Origin of the sequence: Nocardia beijingensis NBRC 16342, from assembly GCF_001612785.1 — a bacterium.
Taxonomy (GTDB): Bacteria; Actinomycetota; Actinomycetes; order Mycobacteriales; family Mycobacteriaceae; genus Nocardia; species Nocardia beijingensis.
This window is the reverse complement of sequence record NZ_BDBC01000078.1, coordinates 1-24109: the sequence shown is the minus strand read 5'-3', so window position 1 is coordinate 24109 and position 24109 is coordinate 1. Positions and strand designations below refer to the sequence as shown.

29 protein-coding genes are annotated in these 24109 nt (G+C 70.2%); 5 read left to right on the top strand and 24 right to left on the bottom strand.

What is annotated here, in order from left to right:
• Positions 1-39: 39 nt before the first annotated feature.
• From NB3_RS32445 to hemL, 4 genes are all read right to left on the bottom strand, one after another.
• Complete coding sequence (locus NB3_RS32445; RefSeq protein WP_067810912.1) at positions 40-291, bottom strand: hypothetical protein; 252 nt, start codon at positions 289-291, stop codon at positions 40-42.
• On the bottom strand, positions 288-929 hold the full coding sequence (locus tag NB3_RS32440; protein WP_084823862.1) for a TlpA disulfide reductase family protein: 642 nt from the start codon (positions 927-929) through the stop codon (positions 288-290). Before NB3_RS32440 ends, NB3_RS32445 begins: the two co-directional genes overlap by 4 nt.
• Complete coding sequence (locus tag NB3_RS32435; RefSeq protein ID WP_062968393.1) at positions 926-1573, bottom strand: histidine phosphatase family protein; 648 nt, start codon at positions 1571-1573, stop codon at positions 926-928. The genes NB3_RS32440 and NB3_RS32435 overlap by 4 nt, the downstream gene beginning before the upstream one ends.
• A 353-nt stretch (positions 1574-1926) precedes the next feature.
• Positions 1927-3246 carry a glutamate-1-semialdehyde 2,1-aminomutase gene (hemL, locus tag NB3_RS32430; RefSeq protein ID WP_371855956.1) on the bottom strand — a complete coding sequence of 440 codons (1320 nt, stop codon included), beginning with the start codon at positions 3244-3246 and terminating at the stop codon, positions 1927-1929.
• 192 nt (positions 3247-3438) lie between these two features.
• Here hemL and NB3_RS32425 point away from each other — a divergent pair, with 192 nt between their 5' ends.
• Positions 3439-3825 carry a hypothetical protein gene (locus NB3_RS32425; RefSeq protein ID WP_067810906.1) on the top strand — a complete coding sequence of 129 codons (387 nt, stop codon included), beginning with the start codon at positions 3439-3441 and terminating at the stop codon, positions 3823-3825.
• A gap of 10 nt (positions 3826-3835) precedes the next feature.
• Here NB3_RS32425 and NB3_RS32420 read toward each other — a convergent pair whose 3' ends face one another.
• The 6 genes from NB3_RS32420 to hemB form a co-directional block, all read right to left on the bottom strand.
• Positions 3836-4057 carry a hypothetical protein gene (locus NB3_RS32420; RefSeq protein ID WP_067810902.1) on the bottom strand — a complete coding sequence of 74 codons (222 nt, stop codon included), beginning with the start codon at positions 4055-4057 and terminating at the stop codon, positions 3836-3838.
• Between the two features lie 169 nt (positions 4058-4226).
• Positions 4227-4457 carry a hypothetical protein gene (locus NB3_RS32415; RefSeq protein WP_157112137.1) on the bottom strand — a complete coding sequence of 77 codons (231 nt, stop codon included), beginning with the start codon at positions 4455-4457 and terminating at the stop codon, positions 4227-4229.
• A gap of 57 nt (positions 4458-4514) precedes the next feature.
• Complete coding sequence (locus NB3_RS32410) at positions 4515-4775, bottom strand: hypothetical protein (RefSeq protein ID WP_067810896.1); 261 nt, start codon at positions 4773-4775, stop codon at positions 4515-4517.
• Entirely contained in the window at positions 4772-5254 is a 483-nt protein-coding gene (mce1N, locus tag NB3_RS32405; protein WP_067810894.1) for a transport-regulating membrane protein Mce1N, read from the bottom strand. Before mce1N ends, NB3_RS32410 begins: the two co-directional genes overlap by 4 nt.
• 323 nt (positions 5255-5577) lie before the next feature.
• Positions 5578-6093, bottom strand: a complete 516-nt coding sequence (locus NB3_RS32400; RefSeq protein WP_067810891.1) for a hypothetical protein — start codon at positions 6091-6093, stop codon at positions 5578-5580.
• Positions 6094-6098: 5 nt separating this feature from the next.
• Positions 6099-7076, bottom strand: a complete 978-nt coding sequence (gene hemB / locus NB3_RS32395; RefSeq protein WP_067810888.1) for a porphobilinogen synthase — start codon at positions 7074-7076, stop codon at positions 6099-6101.
• A 206-nt stretch (positions 7077-7282) separates the two neighbouring features.
• Here hemB and NB3_RS32390 point away from each other — a divergent pair, with 206 nt between their 5' ends.
• The 3 genes from NB3_RS32390 to NB3_RS32380 all read left to right on the top strand — a co-directional run bounded on the left by NB3_RS32390 (position 7283) and on the right by NB3_RS32380 (position 9303).
• Positions 7283-8068: a hypothetical protein gene (locus tag NB3_RS32390; RefSeq protein ID WP_067810885.1), complete on the top strand. Its 786-nt coding sequence runs from the start codon at positions 7283-7285 to the stop codon at positions 8066-8068.
• Between the two features lie 36 nt (positions 8069-8104).
• Positions 8105-8914: a tetratricopeptide repeat protein gene (locus tag NB3_RS32385; RefSeq protein ID WP_067810883.1), complete on the top strand. Its 810-nt coding sequence runs from the start codon at positions 8105-8107 to the stop codon at positions 8912-8914.
• 116 nt (positions 8915-9030) lie between these two features.
• A complete protein-coding gene (locus tag NB3_RS32380) occupies positions 9031-9303 on the top strand; it encodes a hypothetical protein (RefSeq protein ID WP_157112136.1) in 273 nt (90 codons plus the stop codon).
• A 331-nt stretch (positions 9304-9634) separates the two neighbouring features.
• Here the strand turns inward: NB3_RS32380 and NB3_RS32375 are convergent, their stop codons facing one another.
• From NB3_RS32375 to NB3_RS32350, 6 genes are all read right to left on the bottom strand, one after another.
• Complete coding sequence (locus NB3_RS32375) at positions 9635-10036, bottom strand: Dabb family protein (protein WP_067810874.1); 402 nt, start codon at positions 10034-10036, stop codon at positions 9635-9637.
• Between the two features lie 968 nt (positions 10037-11004).
• Complete coding sequence (locus NB3_RS32370; RefSeq protein ID WP_067810871.1) at positions 11005-12567, bottom strand: bifunctional uroporphyrinogen-III C-methyltransferase/uroporphyrinogen-III synthase; 1563 nt, start codon at positions 12565-12567, stop codon at positions 11005-11007.
• 61 nt (positions 12568-12628) lie between these two features.
• Entirely contained in the window at positions 12629-13681 is a 1053-nt protein-coding gene (hemC, locus tag NB3_RS32365; protein ID WP_067810868.1) for a hydroxymethylbilane synthase, read from the bottom strand.
• On the bottom strand, positions 13678-15120 hold the full coding sequence (locus NB3_RS32360; RefSeq protein WP_067810866.1) for a glutamyl-tRNA reductase: 1443 nt from the start codon (positions 15118-15120) through the stop codon (positions 13678-13680). Before NB3_RS32360 ends, hemC begins: the two co-directional genes overlap by 4 nt.
• Positions 15117-15977, bottom strand: a complete 861-nt coding sequence (locus tag NB3_RS32355; protein WP_067810864.1) for a redox-sensing transcriptional repressor Rex — start codon at positions 15975-15977, stop codon at positions 15117-15119. The genes NB3_RS32360 and NB3_RS32355 overlap by 4 nt, the downstream gene beginning before the upstream one ends.
• A gap of 240 nt (positions 15978-16217) precedes the next feature.
• Positions 16218-16478, bottom strand: coding sequence for a glutaredoxin family protein (locus tag NB3_RS32350; RefSeq protein ID WP_067810861.1), 261 nt, complete (start codon positions 16476-16478; stop codon positions 16218-16220).
• 222 nt (positions 16479-16700) lie between these two features.
• Between NB3_RS32350 and NB3_RS32345 the strand changes: the two genes are divergently transcribed.
• Entirely contained in the window at positions 16701-17648 is a 948-nt protein-coding gene (locus NB3_RS32345) for an HAD family hydrolase (RefSeq protein ID WP_067810955.1), read from the top strand.
• 84 nt (positions 17649-17732) lie between these two features.
• On the opposite strand, the gene NB3_RS32340 is transcribed toward NB3_RS32345, so the two are convergent.
• The 8 genes from NB3_RS32340 to NB3_RS36475 form a co-directional block, all read right to left on the bottom strand.
• Positions 17733-18740 carry a lysophospholipid acyltransferase family protein gene (locus NB3_RS32340; protein ID WP_067810858.1) on the bottom strand — a complete coding sequence of 336 codons (1008 nt, stop codon included), beginning with the start codon at positions 18738-18740 and terminating at the stop codon, positions 17733-17735.
• Positions 18737-19810, bottom strand: coding sequence for an NAD-dependent epimerase/dehydratase family protein (locus tag NB3_RS32335; protein WP_244892170.1), 1074 nt, complete (start codon positions 19808-19810; stop codon positions 18737-18739). The genes NB3_RS32340 and NB3_RS32335 overlap by 4 nt, the downstream gene beginning before the upstream one ends.
• A gap of 209 nt (positions 19811-20019) precedes the next feature.
• Positions 20020-20121: a 30S ribosomal protein bS22 gene (locus tag NB3_RS34655; RefSeq protein ID WP_003402602.1), complete on the bottom strand. Its 102-nt coding sequence runs from the start codon at positions 20119-20121 to the stop codon at positions 20020-20022.
• A 228-nt stretch (positions 20122-20349) separates the two neighbouring features.
• A complete protein-coding gene (locus NB3_RS32330; protein ID WP_371855955.1) occupies positions 20350-20652 on the bottom strand; it encodes a helix-turn-helix domain-containing protein in 303 nt (100 codons plus the stop codon).
• A 146-nt stretch (positions 20653-20798) separates the two neighbouring features.
• Positions 20799-21617, bottom strand: coding sequence for a pyrroline-5-carboxylate reductase (gene proC, locus NB3_RS32325; RefSeq protein WP_084823860.1), 819 nt, complete (start codon positions 21615-21617; stop codon positions 20799-20801).
• Between the two features lie 32 nt (positions 21618-21649).
• Positions 21650-22537 (bottom strand): thioesterase family protein, encoded by an 888-nt coding sequence (locus NB3_RS32320; RefSeq protein ID WP_084823859.1) that lies wholly within the window; start codon positions 22535-22537, stop codon positions 21650-21652.
• A gap of 130 nt (positions 22538-22667) precedes the next feature.
• Positions 22668-23552, bottom strand: coding sequence for a sugar phosphate isomerase/epimerase family protein (locus tag NB3_RS32315; protein WP_067810949.1), 885 nt, complete (start codon positions 23550-23552; stop codon positions 22668-22670).
• Positions 23553-23662: 110 nt separating this feature from the next.
• The coding region (locus tag NB3_RS36475; RefSeq protein ID WP_503826330.1) for an Rv0497 family membrane protein at positions 23663-24109 on the bottom strand (447 nt) is incomplete at its 5' end.

Below are 24109 nucleotides of genomic sequence, written 5' to 3'. Positions count from 1 at the left end.
ACAGGTCCTCCCCGGTGCGCGGCGCGGTGCGCGCGAGCGTCACACCGAGTCCTCCAGCGTGTCGTCGGACGATCGCTCGGCGCTCCGGCGCGGCGCCACGGTCCGCTCGGTGGCCGCGGGTTCCTCGCCGTCGAATACCGCGAAGTCCAGCAAGGACTCGGCCGCGACGCTGCGCGGCACGGTGGCGATGCCCGCCCACCTGTCGTCGACGGCCCATCCGCCGCCGATACGTCGGGCGCCCTGCCGTGGCCGGCAGGCACGCAGGTGGCGGGTACGACGGTCGCGATTCACTGTTCTTCCTCCGCGGCGATACTTTCGATCACTGGCTGTAGATCCTCGGCGAGCAGGGACCGCAGGAATACCGCGGCGACCCGGTGTTGCCGGTCGAGGACGAGCGTGGTCGGGATGACACTGGTTGGGAAATTCCCGCCGAGCGCCAAGAGCGTGCGCATCGACGGGTCGTAGATGGACGGGTAGCCGACCTTGTTGTCGACCACGAAATCTTGGGCCTTGTCCTGTTGCGGGTCGCGGACGTTGATGCCGAGGAAGGCGACGCCTTTGTCCTTGGTCGCTTCGTAGACCCTTTCCAGGGCGGGCGCTTCGGCCCGGCACGGACCGCACCACTGGCCCCACAGGTTGAGTACCACGACCTTGCCCGCGTAGTCCTCGACCGAGGCGGTCTTGCCCGCCGTCATCAGGTCTGGACCGGAGAGCTTGCCGATGGTGCCGCGCGCGGCGGGCGGGTCGTAGCGGATGTCGGTCTTGCCGCCGGGCGAGACGAATTCGAAGGTGCCGCCCGAGGCCACCGCGTCCGAGCCGGTCGAGCACCCCGCGAGCGCGGCGATCAGCGCCACGCACGCGAGCAGGACCGGCAGCACCCGCCCGGCGCGTGCCGAGGGCGGGCGGGAGAACGCGGTGCGGTGCGTCATGCGCCGTGTACCGAGGGGTCGGAGCCGCCTGCGGGCTCGGAGTAGACGATGTCGACCAGGGTGTCGCCGTGGTAGACCAGCGAGGTCAGCGACGCGAGCGAGCACTGCCGCTGGCGTGGATCGTGCCAGAGGCGCTGCCCCTGGAGGAACCGCCGCAGCGTCCACACCGGTAGCTGGTGGGAGACCAGCACCGCTTCCCGCCCGGCCGCTTCGACCCTTGCCTTGTTCACGGCCGCGAGCATGCGGTGCGCGATCTGCAGATACGGCTCGCCCCAGGACGGGGTGAACGGGTCGCGCAGCTTCCACCAGTGCCGCGGCTTGCGCAGCGCGCCGTCGCCGACCGAGACGCGCAGGCCCTCGAAGGTGTTGCCCGCCTCGATGAGGTTCTCGTCGGTGCGCACGATGACGTCGTGCTGCGCGGCGATCGGCTCGGCGGTCTCCTGTGCTCGCTGCAGCGGCGAGGCGATGACCAGGGCGATGTCGTGATCGGCGAGGGTACGCGCGACCGCGGCGGCCTGCGCGCGCCCGGTCACCGAGAGGCTGAAGCCGGGCAGGCGGCCGTAGAGGATGCCGTTCGGGTTGTGCACCTCACCGTGCCGCAGCACGTGCACGATCGTCTCGATCGCGGCGCCGCCGTCGTGCACCCGATCGGCGCGGGTTCGCGCGTCGGTGGACTCCGCCTCGGTTCCTGCGCTCGCGGTCTCGGCCGAAGCCTGGGTCTCCCCTTTGCGCGCCGCGCTGACCTGCGCGTCCGACGACGCGGCGGCCGCGGCGAAATGAGCGCCCGCGTCGACCAGGCTCGATCCCTCGGCAGCGAGGTCGGCGGCCTGCGCCCCGGCGCTCGCGGCGGCGAACTGCTCACCCGCGTCGATCACGGTCGCTTCGGCGATCGGATCGAGGGCGACGGCGGTCGCGCCGTGCGTCGCCGTCACCTGCGGCTCGGCGGACGGCTTGGCCGGCTCCCGCCGGTCGGCATCGGGCTGGTCGAGGTCGGAGGTCACGCGCGGGATCCTTCGGGGGTGGCGGCCGCCGCCGCGTGCGCGGCGGCGGGCAGGGCGGCAGCGATACGGTCGAACGCGTCCTCGTCGAGCGCCGCGGAGACGAACCACGCTTCGAACGCGCTCGGCGGCGCGTACACGCCACCGTCGAGCAAGGCGTGGAAGAACGCTGGGTAGCGCCAGGTCTCGCTCGCCTTGGCGGCGGCGTAGTCGGTGACCGGGCGTTCGGCGAAGAACACGCTCACCATATTGCCCGCGAACTGGACCTGGTGCCCGACCCCCGCGTCGGTGAGCGCCGAGGTGAACAGCTCGCCGAGCCGCTGCGCGTTGCGGTCGAGCGCGGCATACACCGCGTCGTCGGCGGCGCGGAGCGTGGCGAGACCCGCGGCCACCGCGACCGGGTTACCGGACAGCGTTCCCGCCTGGTAGACCGGCCCGAGCGGAGCGAGGTGGTTCATGATGTCCGCGCGACCCCCGAACGCGGCCGCGGGCAGGCCGCCGCTCATCACCTTGCCGAAGGTGTAGAGGTCGCCCGCGACGCCTTCCCGGCCGAACCATCCGGCGGCGCTGACCCGGAATCCGGTCATCACCTCGTCCATGACGAGCAGTGCCCCGTGCTCGGCGGTGAGCGCTCGCAGGCCCGCGTTGAAGCCGGGCAGCGGCGCGACCGCGCCCATGTTGCCCGCCGCCGCCTCGGTGATCACGCAGGCGATCTGGCCGGGATTCGCGGCGAACGCGGCCGCGACGGCGTCGAGGTCGTTGTAGGGCAGCACGATGGTGTCGGCGGCCTGCGCGCCCGTCACGCCAGGCGAGGTGGGCAGCCCGAGCGTGGCGACGCCGGAGCCCGCGTCGGCGAGCAGCGCGTCGACGTGACCGTGATAACAACCGGCGAACTTGATGATCTTGGTGCGCCCGGTGTAGCCGCGGGCCAGCCGGACCGCGCTCATCGTGGCCTCGGTGCCGGAGTTCACCAGCCGTACGCGCTCCACCGGCGCGACCCGCCGCACGATCTCCTCCGCGAGCTCGATCTCGGCCTCGGTCGGCGCGCCGAAGGACAGGCCGCCGCCTGCCGCGGCGCGCACCGCGTCGACGACCGCGGGGTGCGCGTGGCCGAGGATCATCGGCCCCCAGGAGCAGACCAGGTCGACGTACTCGTTGCCGTCGGCGTCGACGAGCGTGCAGCCGTCGGCCGATGCGATGAATCGCGGTGTGCCGCCGACGGATCGGAACGCCCGCACCGGGGAGTTGACGCCACCCGGAATCACCGAACTCGCCCGGTCGAAGAGCTGTGCGGAAACCGGCACAGCTGCACTGGTCACGCGCGGAGAAGAACTCACGAGTTCCAGTCTCTCAGCACCGGAAAATCGGCTTGACGACAGGGTGTAGTGCAGTGATGCAGGCCGCAGCCGCCCGGCAACACGCCGAGGTGGGGTTCGCGCGTAATTCGATCGCTGAGAGGTTGCCGGTGCGTAGTCTCAGCTCACATTCGTCCATCGTTCGGGAGGGTCTGCATGCGGATTGCCATCGTCAGCGTGGGTGTGCTCACCGTCGTCACCGGGGCCGCGATGGCACTCGGCGCCGGGTCGGCAGCCGCGCAGCCGCTCGATCAACTCGACGAGGTGCGGCTGGCCATCCCGCTGGACCACACGGCGACCACAGCGCTGGCCGGCGGACCGATTCCCGCTGTGGTCACCATGTTCGTCCCGGCCAACCGGATCGGCGCGGGGCTGAAGAACGATTCCGCGATCTACCGCGACGATCACGGCGCGGTGCACGCCACGCTGCGCCAGGTGGTGCTGGAGGCGGCGGGCCATCCGGACGGGACGGTCACCGTCTATCTGAACGCCCCCGGCACCCGCGGCGGCCGTGTGCTGGACATCTACCAGCACTGGAACTGACCGCGCGCGATCAGGCGTACATGCAGGGCACCTGCGCCGACATGGTGTGCAGCATGCACATGAACCCGTTGTAGGGCCCCGCGGAACCGGAATCCGGCACGAAGATCGGCGCGTCGACCGGGTTCGCGTCCTCCAGTGGCAGTCCCGGGCTCGCGCCGGCGGGCGCGGCTGCGAAACCGAGGGCGGCGGCCACGGCAAACGCGGCACAGATCTTCACGGCGAACCGGTTCATCAAACACTTTCCTTCATCGACGCGCATTCCAACTACGGCCGAAATACTAACGGCCACAGGGCCATTCCGACCAAAGCGCACGGTCGGCCCGCGTCGGGCGCCGAACCGGGCGCGGTAGCACGGTAACCCGTCGGCGCGCCGTCCGCGAGGATTCGCAGGCAATGCGTGGCTACGTGATACCGAGGCAGAACGCGGCGAAGCCGGTCGTCACCAGGCACGCCAAGGGCGTCGGCAGGGCGTGCAGCAGCGGCGCCGGTGGGGTGGCCAGGAAAACCGGTGTCACCGGAACAGGCGCTTCCGGAACGGTTTCGGCGGACGCGGTGGCTGGTACGGCCGCGGCCGCGCCGATCACACCGGCCGCCACCGCACCGAAAAGTGTTCGCTGGACAGTTGGTTTCATGTGATCAGCGTTCCCCGCCCGCGCGGCATCAAACGGCCGCAGGCGGGTTCGCGCTGTTCAGCGCAGGGTTCCCGCGCCACGCGGTCGGCCCGCGAGCCGGGCGACGGCGTCGATGGCGAGCACACCGGCCACCGCGACGAGCAGCGTGGCCAGCAGCCACCACGGCCCGGCGTAGCGGACCGCGGTGAAGCCGGGGGCGTCGCCGGACGGCGGGAAGTCGGTGGTGCGCACGCCCGCACGCGCGCTGAACACCGCCCCGATCAGCGCGAGCACGAACAGATCCACTTCCACGAGCACCGCGACCAGCCTGCGCCTCATCGGTCCGCTCCGTTCGGATCACGCTGGACGACCTCGGTCAGCGCGCCGCGCAGCCCTTTGTGGTCACGGGCCCATGCCTGCACCAGGCTGCCGTCGGCCAGCCGCAGCCCGATGCCGGTGCGGCGGCGCGGCACGCCGGTCAGCTCACCGAGGGCCCTGGCCGACTCCCACTCCTCGTCGTCCCAGGAGTCCTCGTCCCGTTCCGGGAGGACCTCCGCGATCGAGCTCAGCGGCAGCGACTCGGTGCCGGAGCGCAGCGTCTCCGTAGTGAGTTCGACGCTGACGTGCCGTTTGCCCGCGACCACTTGGAGCGCGACGAAACCGGCGATCAGCGCGGCGCAGAACAGCAGGGCGAACCAGTGCACGGCGCCACCGGTGACGAGTTCGAGGGCGAGAATGGCCAGGCACAGGATCGGCCCGTAGGCGACAGCGCGCCAGCGGGCGCCCGGCTCGGTGAACAAGACGGCCTCGGCGCTCACGCTCGGCCCCCCACGGCAGCGCGCGCCGGCACGGCGAAGAGCGGAATCAGCGACTCAGGCCGGGCAGCAACAGCACGGCGACGGTCAGCACGGCGAACAGAATCAGCAGGCTCAAGACGGCCAGATCCCGACGAATGCTGTGCGGCTGCTGGATCACCACTCGCATCGATGCCTCCGATCCTCCGGAGCCATTTGCCGAGTTCGCGCGCGTAATGAACGACAACGCATGACAAACGACCACCGGTTCCCACGTCCACTGTGACAACCCTCACCATACATGCCCGACTGTCTCGGACAAATTGGGAACGTGTTGCATCGGAGCCTCAACGCCTGCCCGGCTGGAAGTAGGCGGTGGCGTCGGGCCGGTGGGACAGATAGATGGCGCCCGCCGCGAGCACGGCCTGCACGATGGAAGCGCCACCCGCGACCAGCGAGGCCGTCCCGGTCACCGCGTCGATGGCCAGCAGGGCGCCGACGCCGATCACCACGGACCAGGCGCCCAGCACCGTCAGCACGGTGCGCGCCCACGGTTTGCCGCGCCCGAACTGGTGCACGATCACCAGGGCGAGCGCGGACAGACCGAGCCCGATCAGCACGACGACCACGTAGACCAGCGACACCATCAGTTCGGCGCTGGCCATCGTGACCTGCGGATCCTGCGTCCTGGCCTGCTCGAAGACCTCTTCGGCGAACGAGCGCCGCTGATCCAGCGCGGCGACGATCGAGGCGATCAACTGCACCACGCCGAACCCGACGACACCCCACCACAGCTGCCGCGCGGTGCCCACGTCCTCCGGCATCGGTGGCCGGGCCGGGCCCGCGGCGAACGGCGCCGCCATATTCGTCACGACAGCCAGTTCGCGACCTCGGTCGCCCAGTAGGTGAGCACGAAGTCCGCGCCGGCCCGGCGAATGCTCAGCAGCGATTCGAGGATGGCGCCGCGGCGGTCGATCCAGCCGCGTTCGGCGGCGGCGCTGATCATCGCGTACTCGCCGGAGATCTGGTAGGCGGCGACCGGGACGGTCGAGTGATCGGCGACCTCGCGCAGGATGTCCAGATACGCCATGGCCGGCTTGACCATGACGATGTCGGCGCCCTCGGCCAGGTCCAACTCCAGTTCGCGGATCGCCTCGCGGCGATTGGCCGGGTCCTGCTGGTAGGTGCGCCGGTCGCCTTCCAGCGAGGAGGCGACGGCCTCTCGGAACGGTCCGTAGAACGCGGAGGCGTACTTGGCGGAGTAGGCCAGGATGCCGGTGTCGAGGCGCCCGGCCGCGTCCAGCCCGCGCCGGATCGCGCCGACCTGGCCGTCCATCATGCCGCTGGTGCCGAGCAGGTCGGCGCCCGCCTCGGCCTGGGCGAGCGCCATCTCGACGTAGCGGTCCAGCGTCGCGTCGTTGTCCACCGCGCCGTCGGCCGCGAGCACACCGCAGTGCCCGTGGTCGGTGAACTCGTCCAGGCAGGTGTCGGCCATGACGACGGTCGAGCCGCCCACCTCGTCGGCGAGGGCGCGCAGGCCGCGGTTGAGGATGCCGTGCGGGTCGCTGGCCGCGCTGCCGACCGCGTCCTTGTCCTCCGGGCGCGGCACGCCGAACAGCATGATGCCGCCGACACCGGCCGTGACCGCTTCGACGGCCGCCTTGCGCAGCGAGTCGAGCGAGTGCTGCGCCACGCCGGGCATGGAGCCGATCGGACGCGGTTCCGTCAAGCCGTCGGCCACGAACATCGGCAGGACCAATTGCCGTGGTTCCAGTGTTGTTTCGGCCACGAGACGGCGCAGAGCGGGGGTGCGGCGCAACCGCCGTGGGCGGTCCATTCCGGTCATGAATCGCACGATACGCCCGGTGCGATCCGCTGTCGCGAGCGCCCGTGGCCTGCTCCGCGGCGCTGATTTCGACCTTCTGGGACAGCTACCGCCCGTTATCCGGCGAACACTCATGTCATCCGAGTGATAACAGTGTGCGAAATCACATTTAACCCCGGGTGCGAAGGCGCATACTCCGACTAGGCGAGACCCCCTGGGGGACAAGCATGACCGATCCGCACATCGATATCTCGCTGGCCAGAGCCGCCGACTTCGAGTCGTGGGTGGCGGTGTTGCTGGCGGACTGGTGGCCCGTGCTGACCGACGGTCTGCCCGCGCCCGCGTCCGTGCTGCGGGTCTGGCGCGCCACCGACGCCACCGGACAGAACTTCGCCGTCGAGTTCGTCGCGCGGCAGTCGGCGCCGCCCGAGGTGATGCCGGGCGCGCACGTCGCCTTCCGGATGCTCGGCATCCGGCCCGACGAGCCGGAATGGATACGCAGCCGGGGGACGCACCTGGTCGGCGGCACGGAGGACGCCACCGTCGGATTGCGCTTCTCCGACAGCGCCCGCAGTGTCTTCCTCCGCCTGCAGAGCAGGCCGTGCCAGGTGACGGAGGCGGCGGGCCGCCGACTGTGCGCGGGGGCGGAGACCAGCCTGCGATTTCCGGACACCACCTCCGGCCCGCTGGACGTGCGCGTCGCCCGCAACAGCGCGCGGCATCTGCTCGCCCAGCACAGCGCGCGGCATGCCACCCCGGCCGATCCCTTACAGCTCGGCCCGCCGCAGCGGGTGGCCGACATCGGCTGGGCCTTCATCTTCCCGTGGTCGACCACGTCCTGGTACCTCGACGGCTCCGTGCCCACATTCCCGCCGGGCAGCCGAGGGCCGATCGTGGTCGTCAAGGACACCGGGCACACCTGGCTGCTGGACAGCCTCCGCAACTACGACGCGCAGCTGACCGCGTACGCGCACGCCAACGGGTACCGCGTCCCGATGGAACAAGCGCGATGATGGATGCCGTGGGGTACCGCGAGACGGGCTGCTGAGATGACGGAGCCGCCGAGCGAGATGGAATTGCTCGCCATGCAACGGCGCGCCGAAGCGCTGTGGGACGCGGGCGACGCGGCGGGCGCCGAACAGTGGCTGCGCCGGGCCGCCGCGGGTGGCAGCGCGCCCGCGATGGGCATGCTCGGCGCGCTGCTGGGAGCCGACGGGCGGATCGGCGAGGGCATCCACTGGCTGGAAACCGCCGCCGCGCGGGGCAACGAGGCGGCGGGCATGCAGCTGGGTCTGCTGCACACCGAACGCGGGAATATCGATGAGGCCGAGCGCTGGCTGCGGCCCGCCGCCGAGCGCGGTTTGCCCGAGGCGCTGTGCAACATGGGCGTCATCGCCAACCGGCGCGGAAACGACGAAGAGGCCGAGCACTGGTACGAGCGAGCCGCTCGCGCCGGAAACCCGACGGCCATGCGCAGTCTCGGCCTGCGCCTGGCGCGCCGCGGCGAATTCGACCGCGCGATAGACCTGCTCACCGAGGCCGCGCGACGGGGAAGAACCGATGCGATGGCGGTGCTCGGCGCCCTGCATCTGGACCGCGGCGAACCGATCGAGGGCGAGCGGTGGTTGCGCAAGGGCGCCGAAGCGGGCGATCCGGACTCGATGTTCCACCTCGCGTTGTTGCTGCGCGCCGCCAACACTCCTTACCTCGCAGGAGATTTCGCCGACCCCGAAGTTCTGCGGACCGCCGCCGCCATCGCGACCGGCCGCACCCCGGCGCAGTTGGAGGCGCGGCAGTGGCTCGAACGCGCGGCCGCGCTGGGCCATCCGCAGTCGCTACGGCTGTTGCACGATCTGTGACCGCCGCATGTCTCGAAAACCCTTCTGGCCAGCCAAGTTTGTCGGTACCCCCGGGTAGAATCGAAGGTACGTTCGAGGGGGCTCGTCCGCCCCCGATCGCCACGGGAGGGATGCCAATGCGCACACCGCAAACCGTTCTCATCGATCGCCCCTACACCCCTTTGCAGAAGCGCCCGCTGCCACCGGGCCGTCCCCGGGCGTGGTACGTCATGCACAACCGGCGGCTCAAGGCGATGCGCCTGGCGATCGCGTTGCTCGACTCCGGTGTCTACGCACCGAGTTACGCGACGAACAAGCGGATCAGGCACACCGCCGAGGTGATCGGCATCCGCCCACCGTCGGATGCCACCTGCGCCATGGTCCGCACCTTGATGCGCAGGCGGTACTGACCTTCGAGTGGCGCGGCCCGCGCTGATCCATACCGCTGGACCCGGCACAGCCGACCCGAGTCGGCGTGCCGGTCCAGCTCATCTCCGAGTGACGCGGCACGGTGAATCCACCAACCCACGGCAGCTCGACCACTCGTTACGAGCGACGCGCATGCTCCCGGTCGCGGGCCGGCCCACACCCGAGCGACGGCCCGCCGACCCAAAGGGCCGAAGTCGATCGACGCCGCCTCAGTCTTTCGCGGCGGCCGCGCCTTCGGTCGCGACCGACATGCCGTGGCCGCGTTGACAATCGCGCACCCACCCGGATGTCGAGTGCGGTCACGCTCGAGTGTCAAGCCATCCGGACGTTCGGAATCGTTTCCATCAATCGTCCCCACTCGGGGTACTCGGCGACTTTACGCTCGTGCAGCGCCTGCAGTTTCGCGCCGAGATCGGGATCCGGATCATCGGAGGCATCCGGACCGATGATCAGCGTGTCCAGATGCGGAATGATCTGCGGATCGCCCGCGAGATGCACCGGGTCGTACATATACCGCTCCACCGCATCGAGATCCGCCAGGCCGACACAGTAAGCGTGCGTCAGGCCCTCCGACGGATCGCCCAGGTGCTGACCGACTGTCGAGAACGAAACCGACTCCACCGACGCCGTCCGCCGCATGAGCGCGAGAACGGCGTCCTTCTCCTCCTCCGTAGTACCTTCGCGGAACTTGAAACGCAGCTGATGAACGATCATCCTGGTCTCCTATTTTGAACTGACTGGTCCAAACTAATAGTTCCGTCGAGGCAACGGCAAGGGAAAACCAGTAAGTTCAAATACATTGACAGGCCAGTAGAACCGAGACCTGCCGAGAGCAGTGGAAGGTCGAATCAGGATGGACAAGCGAGCCCGCTTCTCGACGCGGCACCCGGCCACATCCGACCTCGCTCCGGCCTCGAATGACGGCCTCCCTCAACCAATGAGCCCACTCGCCCCCGAATACACCAGCTCAACCATGTCTTCGAGTGAAGCGCGACGGGCATCCGTCATTCGCGGCCCGGCTCGCCCCACCGGCCGCCGGACCCTGCGCCGAGCCAGGCTCCCGCCCCTGACAATCGGCCCGCCCTCACCCGCACACCGGGTCCCGACCTCGAACACTCACGCGCCCAGCGCACCCTGACCACAGGTTCCATGGCGACCGGCCGCCTTCACCTACGCACCGGGTCCCGACTTCGGACCCTCACGCGGCCATCGACTCCGACCACGGTTTCGAGCGAAGCGAGACCAAGCATCCGCCGCTCACGGCCCGGCTGCCGTCCAAGTGACCGCAGCACCCGCGCCGAGCCAAGCTCCCACCCCTGGCAACCGGCCGCCCTCACCCGCGCACCAGGTCCCGACCTCGGACGCTCACGCGCCCGGCGCACCCCGACCACAGGTTTCGAGCGAGGCGAGGCCGAGCATCCGCCGTTCGCGAGCCCTCAGATGGCCGCGAACACCCAGCGGCGGGGGCGCTGGAAAACAACCACATCCCGGCTCGCGGCCGAGCGGCCGCCGTACCCCGCGCCGAATCGCGCGTCGCTCCCGACAATCGGCCGCCCTAACCGCGCACCGGGTCGCGACCTCGGACGCTCACGCGCCCAGCGCACCCCGACCACAGGTTTCGAGCGAAGCGAGACCGAGCAGCCGCCGTTCGCCGCGTTGAATTCGCGGCAAATCCAACACAACTACCTGCTGCGGCGGCTCTTCTTGCGCGGCGGCGGCAGGAGTCCTTCGGCGCGCAGCCGGGCCGCGTGCTCGGCCAGCGCTTCGACCAGGGGACCGACCTGGGCCACATCGGGCTGCACGTCAACGCGCAGGCCGAATTCGATGGCGGTTTCGGCGGTCTTGGGGCCGATGCAGGCCACGATGGTGCGTGCGTGCGGCTTGCCCGCGATGCCGACCAGGTTGCGCACCGTGGAGGACGAGGTGAACAGGACGGCGTCGAAACCGCCGGTCTTGATCATCTCGCGGGTCTCCGCGGGCGGCGGCGACGCGCGCACCGTGCGGTAGGCCGTGACGTCGTCGATCTCCCAGCCGCGGTCGCGCAGACCTTCGGCCAGCGTCTCGGTGGCGATATCGGCGCGCGGCAGCAGCACCCGGTTCACCGGGTCGAACACGTCGTCGTAGGGCGGGAAGTCGGCCAGCAGACCCTCGGAGGACTGCTCGCCGCTCGGCACCAGCTCGGGGTTGATGCCGAAGGAGCGCACCTTGTCGGCGGTGGCCTCCCCCACGCAGGCGATCTTCACACCGGAGAATGCCCGCGCGTCCAGACCGAACTCGGCGAACTTCTCCCACACCGCGCGCACCGCGTTGGTGGAGGTGAACACCACCCACTGGTAGCGCCCGTCGACCAAACCCTTGACCGCGCGCTCCATCTGGGCGGGGCTGCGCGGCGGCTCGACCGCGATGGTCGGCACTTCCATCGGGATGGCGCCGTGCGTCACGAGCCGTTCACTCATCTCCGCGGCCTGGTCCTTGGTGCGCGGCACCAGCACGGTCCAGCCGTACAGCGCGCGCGACTCCCACCAGGACATCTTCGAGCGTTGCGCGACCACCTTGCCGATGGTCACCACCAGCGGGCCGACCAGTTCGGAGGCCGCGCTGTTCAGGGTGGCCAAGGTGGCCTCGATGGTGCGCTGCTGGCGGGTGGTGCCCCGCACCGTCACCGCGACCGGGGTCTGCGGGGCCATGCCGTGCTCGACCAGGGCGCTCGCGGTCTCGGCGAGGTGGCCGGAGGTCGCGTGCAGCACCAGCGGGCCGGGCGCGGCCGCGAGCGCGGCCCAGTCGACCTCGCCGCGCACGTCCGCCTCGGTGTGCCCGGAACCGAGCGCGATGCCCGCGTAGCTGGGCACCGCGGAGCCGTTGGGCAGGCCGGGCAGCACCTCGAAGACCATGTGCGACCGGGTGACGGCGTTGACCTCGGCGATCACCGAGTCGGTGGTGAGCGGGTCGCCCGCGACCACGCGCACCACGTCGTGCCCGGCACGGGCTTCGGCGATGAGCGTCTTGGCGACTTCGGCGGGTTCGCCCAGCGCGGGCCGCACGTCGACGGGACGTTCCCCGTCGGGCCCCGCCTCGACCGAAGTGCCGATCAGGGCGAGCACGCCCTTGTCGACGTCGGGATCGGTGAACGCCAGCGTGGCTCGTCCGATCACCTCACGGGCCCGTACGGTGAGCAGCGCTGGGTCACCCGGACCCGATCCGACGAAAAGGATGCGACCGGGGTGCTTCTTCGTGGCTCGGCTCATGCCTGCACCTCGCTTGCGCTCGGCTCCGGCATACCCGCGGGCACGGTGCCTATGCTTCCGCTCATCGGCTGTTCTCCATTGGGCTGGGGTTGGGCAAGTCTGTGGCGGGCGAACTCACCGCCCGGGTGGAACCGTCGTCCGGTTCGGTGGCGAGCAACTCACGCGCACCCATGTCGAGCAACTCGCGGGCAAGCGCGCGGCCGAGTTCGGCGGCGTCGCCGGGGGCGCCGACCACCGACGCCCGCAGCACGTCGGATCCGTCGACGGCCGCCGCGCACGCGCGCAGCGACAGCTCGTCCACGATCCGCCCTTCGTCGTCGAGCGATTCGACCACCTCGGCGACCGCGCCGATCGGTGCGGTGCAGCCCGCCTCCAGTTCGGCCAGCAGCGCCCGCTCGGCGACGACCGCCGCCCGGGTGGCCGCGTCGTCCAGGCCGGACAGGATGTCCACGAGCGCGGTGTGGTCGCTGCGGCATTCCACCGCGAGCGCGCCCTGTGCGGGAGCGGAGAGCATCTGCACCGGCTCGAGCGACTCGGTGACCGCGTCCAGCCGGTCGATGCGGGCCAGTCCGGCTCTGGCCACCACCACGGCGTCCAGCTCGCCCTCGCTGACCTTGCGCAGCCGGGTGTCCAGGTTGCCGCGCAGCGGGACGATGTCCAGGCCGAGCCCGAGCGCCCGCAACTGAGCGGCGCGGCGCGGCGCGGAGGTGCCGACCTTGGCGCCGGCGGGCAACTCGCCCAGAACCAGCCCGTCGCGCGCGACCAGCGCGTCGCGGGGGTCCTCCCTGGGCGGGATGGCAGCGATGGTGAAGCGCGGGTCCTGCGCGGTCGGCAGGTCCTTGTAGGAGTGCACGGCGATGTCGATCGTGCCCGCCGCCAGCTCGTCGCGTAGTGCGGAGGTGAACACGCCGACGCCGATCTTCTGCACCGGATCCGAGGACAGGTCACCGGCGGTCTTGATCACGACCAGCTCGGCGGGCTGCCCGGCCGCGATCAGCGCGTCGCGCACCGTGCCCGCCTGGGTCAGCGCGAGCAGGCTCCCTCGGGTGCCGATGCGCCACGGCGCCCGGGTGCCGCCCGCGGTGGCGTTGCCTTCTTGGTGAACCATGGTCATGCCGTCTGCCCCTGTTCCTCGCCGCGATGGCCTGCGGTGAAGTCGTCGGCCAGGGCGATCTCCCCGTCGGCCGATATGATGTCGGCGCGATCGCCCGCGAGCGCGGTGATCTCCATCGGCGCGGCGACCGCTTGGGCTGCGCCCGGCTTCAGTTCGAACAATTCGCGCAGCGCCTCGGCGTAGCTGTCGCCGCCCGGCGTGGACGCGAGCTGCTTGACCCGCACCGTCGGCGCGTGCAGCAACTTGTCGACCACCCGGCGCACCGTGCGCGCGACCTCGTCGCGTTCCGGGTCGGCGAGGCCGGGCAGCCGTGAGTCCAGGCGCAGCAGTTCGGCCTCCACCACCTCGGCGGCGCGCTGGCGCAGCGCCGCCACCGTCGGGGTGACCTCGGCCATCCGCTGTCCGGCCAGGTACTTCGCGAGTTCGTCGGCGACGATCGACCTGGCGGCGGCGGTGTCGTCGGCGGCGGCGCCCGCGGCCGGATCGCGCTGCAACGTCTCGATGTCGATGAGCGTGACGCCGGGCAGCCCGGCCACGGCGTGCTCCACATCGCGCGGCAAGCCGAGGTCGCAGAACACCAACGGCCGCTCCACCGTGGCGAATTCCTCGCCGCGCTCGCGGTCGGTGAGCGCGCGGTGGGTGTCGGCGAGCGTCACGACCGCGCCGACCGCGCCGGTGCAGGTGATCACCACATCGGTCGCCGACATCGCCTCGGTGAGCCGCGACAGCTCCATGGCCTCGGCGTCGACGCCGTGCGACCGCGCGGTCTCGGCGAGCCTGCGCGCCCGCGCGATGGTGCGGTTCACCACGATGATCCGGCCGATGCCGGCGCGGGACAGATGCGCGACCGCGAGACCGCCCATCGCGCCCGCGCCGACCACCGCGGCGGTCCGGCCCGCCAGCGGGCCGAGCACCTGCTGCGCGCGATCGAGCGCGACCGACACCACCGACGCGCCCGCGCGGTCGATGCCGGTTTCGGCGTGCACCCGCTTGCCCACCCGTAGCGCGTGCTGGGCCAGCTCGTGCAGGGTCCGTCCGACCGCGCGCTGCGCGTCGGCGGAGGCGTAGGCGCCGCGGATCTGGCTGAGCACCTGCTGCTCGCCGACCACCATCGAGTCCAGCCCGCTGGCCACCGCGAACAGGTGCTCGGCGGCGGCCTCGGAGTAGCGGACGTAGGCGTGCTTGGTCAGATCCGGCATCGGCAGGCCGGAGTGCTTGGTCAGCAGGTCGCCGATCTCGGCGAGACCGCCGTGGAAGGCGTCGACCACCGCGTAGACCTCGACCCGGTTGCAGGTGGAGACGATCATCGCCTCGGACACGTGACTGGAGGAGATCAGGCGGTCGATCAGCTTCGGCCGGTCGGCATCGGTGACGGCCACCTTCTCCAGCACCGGGACCGGCGCGCTGCGGTGCGATATGCCGACGAGAAGAACGCTCATGGTGTGACCACCGATCCCTTGCTGCTTGGCTCCGTTGCCGTATGCGAGGTTGCCGAATGCGGGGCTGCCGTATGCGAGGTTGCCGAGTGCTGGAGCGCCGGGTGCGCCTGCGCCGCGTGCGATGTCGGCAGGCGGTGGGCGATGCGACCCGATCCGGCGTGCGCGACCTCCGGCAGCGGAGCCTGCTCCGCGTTGCGCACCCGTTCGAACGACAGCATCTGCATCTCGACGGCCAGATCGACGCGGCGGACCTCGACCGTCGCCGGTGCGACCAGCTCGCAGGGCGCGAAGCTCAGAATCGACTGCAATCCGCACGCGACGAGGCGATCGCACACCTCCTGGGCCGCGTCGTCGGGCACCGTGATCACGGCGATGGTCGGCTCCAGCTCGGCGACCGCCGCGGGCAGTTCGGCGACGTCGCGCACCACCAGGCCCGCGACCACCATGCCGATCACGTCGGGGTCGCTGTCGAGGATGCCGACCACCGTGAAACCGCGCCGCCGGAACCCCCCGTAGCCGACCAGCGCCCGGCCCAGGTTCCCCGCGCCGACCAGCACGACGCGGTGGCCTTCCGACAGGCCGAGCACGTCCTCGATCCGGGAGCGGAGCTTGGCCACGTCGTAACCGACGCCGCGAACGCCGTTGGGGCCGAGGAAGGACAGATCCTTGCGCAATTTGGCCGAATTGACACCCGCCGCGACAGCCAGTTCCTCACTCGATACGATGGCAACACCGTCGTCGGCCAACATGGCGAGGACCCGAAGATAGGTAGCCAGCCGCGCGACGGTGGCCTGCGGGATGTCCTTCTGCAGAGCCCTGCCGGAGACGCCGCCTGGCGCCTCATGCTGCTCTGTCACGTCGTCGGCTCCTCGTCCCGGGCCTCGGGCTCCGGTTCGTCGCTCGACCCCCTCTGACCCGGGGACGGTCCGGTGCCATGGGGTCGAAGTTCGGATTTCGGGGCGGCTCCGCAGCCTCGGCATGCGGGTCGCGTTGCCACCACCGTAACTGCTTGTGAAGCCCTGCACAAAGTCGGTGAAATTGGCCTCATTTTCCGCCGCGACCAGCACAGCGGCCGAATCGGACGGAAAACGGCGCGCTCAGCGCTTCAGGTCGGCCCGCAATCGGGTCTCGTCGACATCGAAATAGCTGTGTTCGCGGCCGTCGAGCAGGACGACGGGAAGCCGGTCGCCGTACTCCGCGCGCAGGCCAGGGTCGGTAGCGGCGGCTTCGTCGACGTCGACGGTCCCCGGTTCGATACCGAATTCGGCGCAGATCGCGCGCAGCTGTTCCAGTGCCGTCGCACACAGTCCGCAGCCCGCGCGAGTCAGCAATGTCACCGAATGTGTGTGATTGGTCATGACCGGAATTTAATCCGCCGCCGAACGCCGCGAAGGCTCGGTGCGCGCCACGCGAATGTGTCGCGCGCCGCCTTCCGCCGTGACTGTCGGCCGATCCGGCTACTGTTGACATGGTTCGCGCGACGGGCGGAGGTACTGGTGCCGGAACGATCGAGGGTGGCGAGGGCCGGATTCATCGCGGGACGATTCGGTGAGTTTCCGGCGCGATGGAATCTGAGCCAGATGGGCCAGGGGCTGCAGGACCAGCTCGCCCGCATCTCGCGCAGCCCATTCGGCCCTACCGAAGAGGAATTGCGGGCCAATCTGGCCGGTGAAGCGAGCGCCGACGCGGCGCTGACCCTGCACGACGCCGAACTGGCCGCGGGCGAGGCGGAGGCCGCGGGCCCGGAGGCGCCGCGCGATCTCACCGCGGCGGCGTTCTTCGACGTCGACAACACCATGGTGCAGGGTGCTTCGATCGTGCATTTCGCCCGCGGTCTCGCGGCGCGCAAGTACTTCAAGACCTCCGATCTGGTGGACGTCGCCTGGAAGCAGGTGAAATTCCGGGTCACCGGCAAGGAGAGCAGCACCGACATGGCCAGCGGCAAGGAGAAGGCCCTCGCGTTCATCGCCGGGCGCTCCACCGCCGAACTGGCCGCGCTGGGCGAGGAGATCTACGACGAGATCATCGCCGACAAGATCTGGCCGGGCACCCGCGCGCTCGCGCAGATGCACTTGGACGCGGGCCAGCAGGTGTGGCTGGTGACCGCCACCCCGGTGGAGCTGGCGCAGGTGATCGCGAAGCGGCTCGGGCTCACCGGAGCGCTCGGCACCGTGGCCGAGAGCGTGGACGGGAAGTTCACCGGGCGGCTGGTCGGCGACATCCTGCACGGGCTCGGCAAAGCGCACGCGGTGCGCACCCTGGCGATCCGGGAGGGCCTGAACCTCAAGCGCTGCACCGCGTACTCCGACAGCCACAACGACGTGCCGATGCTCTCGCTGGTCGGCACCGCCGTCGCGATCAACCCGGACTCGGATCTACGCGAAGTCGCGAAGAACCGGGGCTGGGAGATCCGCGACTTCCGCACCGGGCGCAAGGCGGCCAAAATCGGCGTGCCCACCGCACTGGCTTTGGGCGCGGCGGGCGGTGCCGTCGCGGCGGCGGTAACTCGCCGCCACAACGATCACTGAAAGGCGACGCGCTCACCTCACCTCAGCCACGTCTGTCGAGCGAAGCGAGACCGAGCATGCGCCGTTCGCGGCGGCGCGGCAGATCTAACCAGTGAAGACGTTGCGGCGCTTGGTGAGCAGCTTGTAGAGCGTCTGCTGGATGGTCTCGCGCACCTGGTCGGTGACCTCGAACATGGTCATCGGATCGTCGGCGGCTTCCGGCTCGTACGGCGCGGTCGAGACGGGGGCGCCGAATTCGATGTACCACTTCGACGGCAGCGGCACCGCGCCGAGCGGGCCCAGGTGCGGGAACAGCGGCGTCACCGGGAAGTACGGGAGGCCGAGCAGCCGGGCCAGCGGCTTGATGTCGGCCAGCTTCGGATAGATCTCCTCGGAGCCGACGATGGAGCACGGGATGATCGGCACGCCGGTGCGCACCGCCGCGGCGACGAAGCCGCCACGGCCGAAGCGCTGCAACTTGTAGCGATCGGTGTACTGCTTGCCGACGCCCTTGAACCCTTCGGGGAACACACCGGTCAGCTCGCCCGCGCGCAGCAGTCGTTCGGCGTCCTCCCGGCAGGCCAGCGTGTGGCCCGCCCGGCGAGCGAGCACGCCGAGCACGGGCGTCTCGAAGATCAGATCGGCCGCGAGCAACCGCAGCGCGCGCTGCTTGGGGTGCCGATCGTGCACGGCCAACTGCAACATCAGGCCGTCGAGGGGCACGGTGCCCGCGTGGTTGGCAACGATCAGCGCGCCGCCCGCTTCCGGGAGGTTGTCCATCCCGCTGACCTCGACCCGGAACCACAGGTCCGACAGCGGGCGAAGGGCGGGCAGGATGACCGACTCGAGCAGGTGCTCGTCGAAACCGAACTCGTCGATCTGGTAATCGCCGGTGAGCCTGCGGCGCGCGAAGTCGGCCGTCTTGGCGATCTGCTTGCCGAGCGCGCCGCGCAGCGCGCCCGACAGCGACTGCGGCGCGGCGGGCGTGACCGCCGCGCGCCGCTCCGCCAGCGACGTCACCGGACTCGGAGCGGCCTGCCGCCGTGGCGCGGGCCGCTGGCGCGCCTCGATCTGGAGATCGTGGAGTTGGATGACCTTCGCTACGTCGTTCATTGGTGTGCTCCCGTACCGGCCCCGAGCAGGCCGAGCAGTTTGTGTTCTGCGGCGTCGATCCACGCTGGATCGACCACGGGCCGCAACGCTGCGCCCCCGATGAAGTCGTCGAACGCCTGCACCGTCGTCCAGCGTGGCACGAAACCGAATTCGCTGCGCATACGCGTGGTGTCCAGGCCACAACCGAAGTGGAAATAGTCGAGCTGTTCGGCGGAGAACTCCCGCATCACCGGGCCCATGAGCAGGCGCCCGGCGGTGCGGAACACCGTGAAGGGAACGGGCACCTCGATCCGGCCCGCCCGCCGGACCGCCTGCGACAACGACAGCGCGCCGTCGCCGGCGATGTTGTAGGTGCCCGCCGCAGCGCCGCGCGACGCGTGCGTCAAGGCGGCTACCGCGTCCTCCTCGTGCAGCAGCTGCATTCTGGCGTCCCGGCCGAATACGGTCGGGGTCACCGGCGAACGCAGATATTGCACGCCGCGAGCGGCCAGCCGGGGGCCGACGATGGGGGCGAAGCGCAATATCGAGGTGGCGATATCGGGACGTCGCCGGGCCAGCCCGCGAACATAACTCTCTATATCGATCATGTCGCGCGCGAACCCACCGCGCGGAGGTGTGCGCGCGCTCATTTCCTCGGTGAATTTCGCGGGATCCTTGGCGCTGCACCCGTAGACCGCCGAGGACGACCGCAGCACGACCCGGCGCACCGACGCCACCTTCTGACAGACCGCGAACAGCTGCATCGCGCCGAGGACGTTGTGATCCTTCATCACCGCGCGGCCGCCCCCCGCCGGCGGGCGCGTCAGCAGCGCGGTGTGCACCACGGTGTCCACCTCGTGACCATCGATCACCTTACGGATCAACGGGTTTCGAATGTCAGCGCGCACGAATTCGGCGCGGCCCATGCGCCGCTGCAACTCCCGGCTCGGCGTCATCGTGTCGACGGCGAGAATCCGCTCGATCCCGGGTTGCTGGGCGAGGCGGGCGACGACCGTGCCGCCGAAGAAGCGGCTGGCCCCGGTGACCAGCACGACCTTCGGCGCGTGCGCTTCCCGACCCTCAGAACTCACCGGCACCCGCTTTCCCTTGCCAGCCGCCTTTGTGATTATTCCCAGTGCCAAGGGTAGCGGGTAGCTACCCTTCCGCCGAGAGTATTAACCAGGATCTAACGATGACTTCAGTCACGTGATACAAATGGCGATTTCAAAATTTCAAGTTTCAAATAAAAGAGCCCGTCACCTATTGGTGACGGGCTCGCGCGGCTACCACGCAGCGAAGCTCACTTGCCGAGTTTGCGCCGCTGAACACGCGTGCGGCGAAGCAGCTTGCGGTGCTTCTTCTTCGACATGCGCTTGCGGCGCTTCTTGATCACAGAACCCATAGGGTTGTCCTCGCGTTCTCTCTACTCGGCGCGCACGCTGCCCGTGCGCGATTGCCGGACGCCCGTCTGCCCCGGCCCCGGCCGACGGGCCGGGGTCACGCTGGCAAGCCTCACGCCCCGTGTTCGCGCCGCCGGATACCACGGGGCAACGAACAGCGATGCCACCGGCGGGCGAACACGAACCGAGGAGCTATCGTACCGTCACGCCCCAGCGGTCTCGAAACCGCCTCATCCGGCGTCGAAGTAAGACGTTTCCAGATAGTCGTGCACCGCCTTGGCGTGCACCCGGAACGATCGCCCGACACGCACGGCGGGCAACTCGCCCGAGTGCACCAGCCGGTAGACCGTCATCTTGGACACCCGCATCAGACTCGCCACCTCGGCGACGGTGAGAAACTGGGTGCCGCCGCCGAGCACGGATTGCCCCTGTGTCGCGGCCTCACGCTGTGTGCGGGAATTCCCCCGACCGCCCGCTGGACCGGAGCCGCCGGACGCTCCGGAATTCGCAGACATCTTGTTCGCAGACATCATTGCACCATTGACCTCCGGCACGTCCGCGCCGCCGGCTTCCCCACCGGCGGAACAGACACGCACGTGCTACTTGAGAGCTTAGCGGGACCAGTGGTGTTACTGCGACGGGAGTGAGAAATCGGGTTTTCCGATTTCGAACCGAACGGTCACTCCGCTGACGCGCCCTGTTCGGCCGATCTTTCCCTCGATGCGAAGAGAGCCTCCCAGAACGCCGAGCGTAGTCCTCCGCGCTCCAGTTCGCGGATCGCGGCCGCGGTGGTGCCCGCGGGGGAGGTCACCGCGGCGCGCAATTCGGCGGCGGTCTGGGTCGAACTGTCCAGCAGGGCGGCCGAGCCGACCATGGTCTGCACGACCAGCTGGGTCGCCACATCCCTGGTGAGCCCGAGCCCGACGCCCGCGTCCACCATGGCCTCGACGACCAGGAAGAAGTAGGCGGGCCCCGATCCGGACACCGCGGTGACGGCGTCCATCTGGGTCTCCGCCACGGTGACCACCTTGCCCACCGCGCCGAGCACCTCGGTCACCAGTTCCAGATGCTGCTCGCGCGCGTAGCGCCCCGGCGCGATGACGCTCATCCCCTGCCCGACCAGCATCGGCGTATTCGGCATCACCCGCACCACGGGGAACCCGGCGGGCATCTTGCCCTCCAGCCGCGCCGTCGGCACCCCGGCCGCCAGCGACACCAGCACCTGATCGCGGTCGCTGCCGATCTCCGCCTTGCCCAGCGGCGCGAGCACGGCGTCGACGTCGCCCGGTTTCACGGCGATCACCAGCAGATCCGCGCCGACGGCGGCATCGGTGAGGTCGTCGGTAACCCGGATGCCGAAGCGTTCGGCGAGCTGATGGGCCCGTTCCCGATGGGTCTCCACGACGACCAAGTCCTTGGTCAGCCGCCCGGACTCCAGCAACCCGGCGACCAACGCCTCCCCGATGCGCCCGCCACCGATCACCGCAATTCTCGTCATGGGCCTCAAGGCTAGACGGCGCGCGCCCGGGCTCAGCGCTGGGGAACGAGCGCCAGCTGACGACTCTGCGCGACGACCGCGCCGGTCGAGTCGAGCACCAGCTGATCCTCGTCGAACATCCGCTCGCCCACCTCGTGCGTGGTGGCGATGATCCGCAGCCAGCCCGGCGCGGGCCTGCGGCGCAGGTAGGTGGTCATCTGTACGGTGGGCGCCCAGCCGAAGTGGCCGAGGTTCATCGGCACCGGCGGGCTCATGTCGGCGCTCATCATGGCGAAGTACATCGCGACGTCGGGGTCCTGCTCGTCGCCCGGCCGCGGGCGTATCCACATCCGCAAACGCGGTTCGCCTTTCGCGCCCGCCAGGAAGCGGGCCCACTCGCGGTCGAGATGGATGTCGGCGCCCCGGCCGACGTGCACGATGTCGCCCATCTGCGAGCCGGGCTCGTAGCCGATGGCATCGGCGGGCGGCTCCGTGGGCATATCGGAGTGTTCCGGCGCGTAGATCGGGTTCGCGTCGTCGAGGCGGCTGAACGTCAGCGCCGTGCGCACCAGGACGCGGCCGTCCTGGACGAGATCGGTGTCGGCCAGGCAGATCTGCCTGCCGATCTTCCGGACGCGCACCTCGTATTCGACCTCGCCCGGGTTCGGCGCGCCGAGGAAATCGGAACTCGCGGCGACCGGCGCCATCCCGACCAGAGCCGGATCGGTCGCGCGCAGCCAATTCGTCGCCGCGGCCGCGCTACCTGCGACCATGGTTCCGCCGTGCACCTTCGGGCCGATGGTCCAGATGTCGTCGATGAAACCCAGGTAGCGGCCGGTGTCCGCGGCCGTCGGCGGCGCCGGTTCCAGCGCGCACACCTGGCTGAACGGTGCGTCGGTCGTGGCCGCCGCGCCGAAGTCGGCCGTCAGCTCCGTCGTCATCCTCACTCCTGTCCTGCGTCGACCTCACCCGATGAGGCACTGCGCGGCCGCGCGGCCACACCGGGTTCGTACAACGTACAACGCACCTGGCGAGCGACCCCATGGCCGCATACCGGAGGAGCGACGAGCGTCACATCGGCGGCTCGGAGGAGCTGTGGCGCGCGCCGGCGGGAGTGGGCGCGGCGGCCTCGGTCAGATGCTTGCGGGCGAAGGCCAGCGTGCGGTGCAGCATCTCGGCCCGGTCCTTGGTGGTGCGCGCGTTCTGCGTGTTGATCTCCGCGACGACCTGGCCGGTGAAACCGGTGCGGACCAGGCTCGCGCACAACTCCACGCACGGCTGGGTGCCATCGCCGGGGACGAGATGCTCGTCGTGCGCGGCGCCCCTGCCGTCGGCGAGGTGCAGATGGGCCAGACCCGAGCCCATCCGCTCGGCCAGCGCCAATGGGTCGGCTCCTGCGGTGGCGGTATGCGACAGGTCGAGGGTGTAGTGGCCGAACCCGGTGTCGGTCGGGTCGTACGAGGGGCTGAAAGCGGTGAGCGCGGGACCGGGGCCACCGCGGCGCTCCAGCCTGCGCACCGCGCCTTCGCGACGGCCGAACAACGTGTCCGCCCGCATCGGGAACATGTTCTCGACCGCCACGATCACCGGGCTGTTCTCCTCCAGCTCGGCCACCTGATCGGCGAACCCGGCCGCGTAACGGCGCTGCCAGCGGAACGGGGGGTGCACCACCACCGTGCTCGCGCCGAGCGCCTCGGCGGTGCGCACACTGCGCTCGAGTTTGGCCACCGGATCCGAGCCCCACACCCGCTGCGAGATCAACAGGCACGGCGCGTGCAGCGCGAGCACCGGAACGCCGTACCGGCGCGAGTAGGCCTGCACGGTGGCGATGCTCTGACTGGCCGGCTCGGCCCAGACCATCAGCTCGACGCCGTCGTAGCCGAGTTCGGCGGCATAGCGGAACGCCGCCTCCGTGTTCTGCGGATACACCGAGGCGGTCGAAAGGCCGACCCGGATCTGCCTCGGCCGGGAAGCGTCCCCGGCGTCTCCCTGCGATCCGGCGCCCGTGTGCGACCTCGACCCCGTCTCGTTCGCCTGCCCGATATTCACCACGCGTCGCTCCCCGCTCAGTTCGTACTGAGAAGAAAGGCCAGTGGTCCCAGCGTGACGAAGATGCCGACGACGACGGCGATCACCGTGCTGAGGATGTCGTCGGTCCTGCGCAGAATCCGCACGAGGGCCACCAGGCCGAGAATCACGATCATCGCCAGGGCCAGCGCCACCCAGGGAAGCATTTCCCACATCCGCTCGAAGCCCTTGAACAGCAGCATGCCCGCGACGGCCGCGCCGGTGCTCTGGCCGCCGAGGATCATCCACTGGCGCCGGTTCTCCTCGTCCTCCGACTTCTTGGCCGCCCTGGACCGGCGCGGCGAGGCGGCCCTGGTGACGGGCCGAGGTTCGTCGTCGAAGTCGTCCTCGTCGTCTTCGTCCTCGTCCAGCGCGATCGGCTCGTAGACGTCGGTGACGCCGTCCAGTTCCGCGGCGACGCCGGCGCGCCCGCCGCGATCGCGGCC

Bases quoted from the DNA above. Each gene is read 5' to 3' on its own strand.
- hemC (WP_067810868.1), bottom strand. From the start codon at position 13,681: ATGACCATGGTTCACCAAGAAGGCAACGCCACCGCGGGCGGCACCCGG.
- NB3_RS32370 (WP_067810871.1), bottom strand. From the start codon at position 12,567: ATGAGCCGAGCCACGAAGAAGCACCCCGGTCGCATCCTTTTCGTCGGA.
- NB3_RS32400 (WP_067810891.1), bottom strand. From the start codon at position 6,093: ATGGCGGCGCCGTTCGCCGCGGGCCCGGCCCGGCCACCGATGCCGGAG.
- NB3_RS32320 (WP_084823859.1), bottom strand. From the start codon at position 22,537: ATGACGACGGAGCTGACGGCCGACTTCGGCGCGGCGGCCACGACCGAC.
- NB3_RS32415 (WP_157112137.1), bottom strand. From the start codon at position 4,457: ATGAAACCAACTGTCCAGCGAACACTTTTCGGTGCGGTGGCGGCCGGT.
- NB3_RS32390 (WP_067810885.1), top strand. From the start codon at position 7,283: ATGACCGATCCGCACATCGATATCTCGCTGGCCAGAGCCGCCGACTTC.
- NB3_RS32410 (WP_067810896.1), bottom strand. From the start codon at position 4,775: ATGAGGCGCAGGCTGGTCGCGGTGCTCGTGGAAGTGGATCTGTTCGTG.
- hemB (WP_067810888.1), bottom strand. From the start codon at position 7,076: ATGACCGGAATGGACCGCCCACGGCGGTTGCGCCGCACCCCCGCTCTG.
- NB3_RS32340 (WP_067810858.1), bottom strand. From the start codon at position 18,740: ATGAACGACGTAGCGAAGGTCATCCAACTCCACGATCTCCAGATCGAG.
- NB3_RS32440 (WP_084823862.1), bottom strand. From the start codon at position 929: ATGACGCACCGCACCGCGTTCTCCCGCCCGCCCTCGGCACGCGCCGGG.
- NB3_RS32330 (WP_371855955.1), bottom strand. From the start codon at position 20,652: ATGATGTCTGCGAACAAGATGTCTGCGAATTCCGGAGCGTCCGGCGGC.
- proC (WP_084823860.1), bottom strand. From the start codon at position 21,617: ATGACGAGAATTGCGGTGATCGGTGGCGGGCGCATCGGGGAGGCGTTG.
- NB3_RS32375 (WP_067810874.1), bottom strand. From the start codon at position 10,036: ATGATCGTTCATCAGCTGCGTTTCAAGTTCCGCGAAGGTACTACGGAG.
- NB3_RS32380 (WP_157112136.1), top strand. From the start codon at position 9,031: ATGCGCACACCGCAAACCGTTCTCATCGATCGCCCCTACACCCCTTTG.
- NB3_RS32360 (WP_067810866.1), bottom strand. From the start codon at position 15,120: ATGAGCGTTCTTCTCGTCGGCATATCGCACCGCAGCGCGCCGGTCCCG.
- NB3_RS34655 (WP_003402602.1), bottom strand. From the start codon at position 20,121: ATGGGTTCTGTGATCAAGAAGCGCCGCAAGCGCATGTCGAAGAAGAAG.
- NB3_RS32425 (WP_067810906.1), top strand. From the start codon at position 3,439: ATGCGGATTGCCATCGTCAGCGTGGGTGTGCTCACCGTCGTCACCGGG.
- NB3_RS32345 (WP_067810955.1), top strand. From the start codon at position 16,701: ATGGGCCAGGGGCTGCAGGACCAGCTCGCCCGCATCTCGCGCAGCCCA.
- NB3_RS32385 (WP_067810883.1), top strand. From the start codon at position 8,105: ATGACGGAGCCGCCGAGCGAGATGGAATTGCTCGCCATGCAACGGCGC.
- NB3_RS32350 (WP_067810861.1), bottom strand. From the start codon at position 16,478: ATGACCAATCACACACATTCGGTGACATTGCTGACTCGCGCGGGCTGC.
- NB3_RS32420 (WP_067810902.1), bottom strand. From the start codon at position 4,057: ATGAACCGGTTCGCCGTGAAGATCTGTGCCGCGTTTGCCGTGGCCGCC.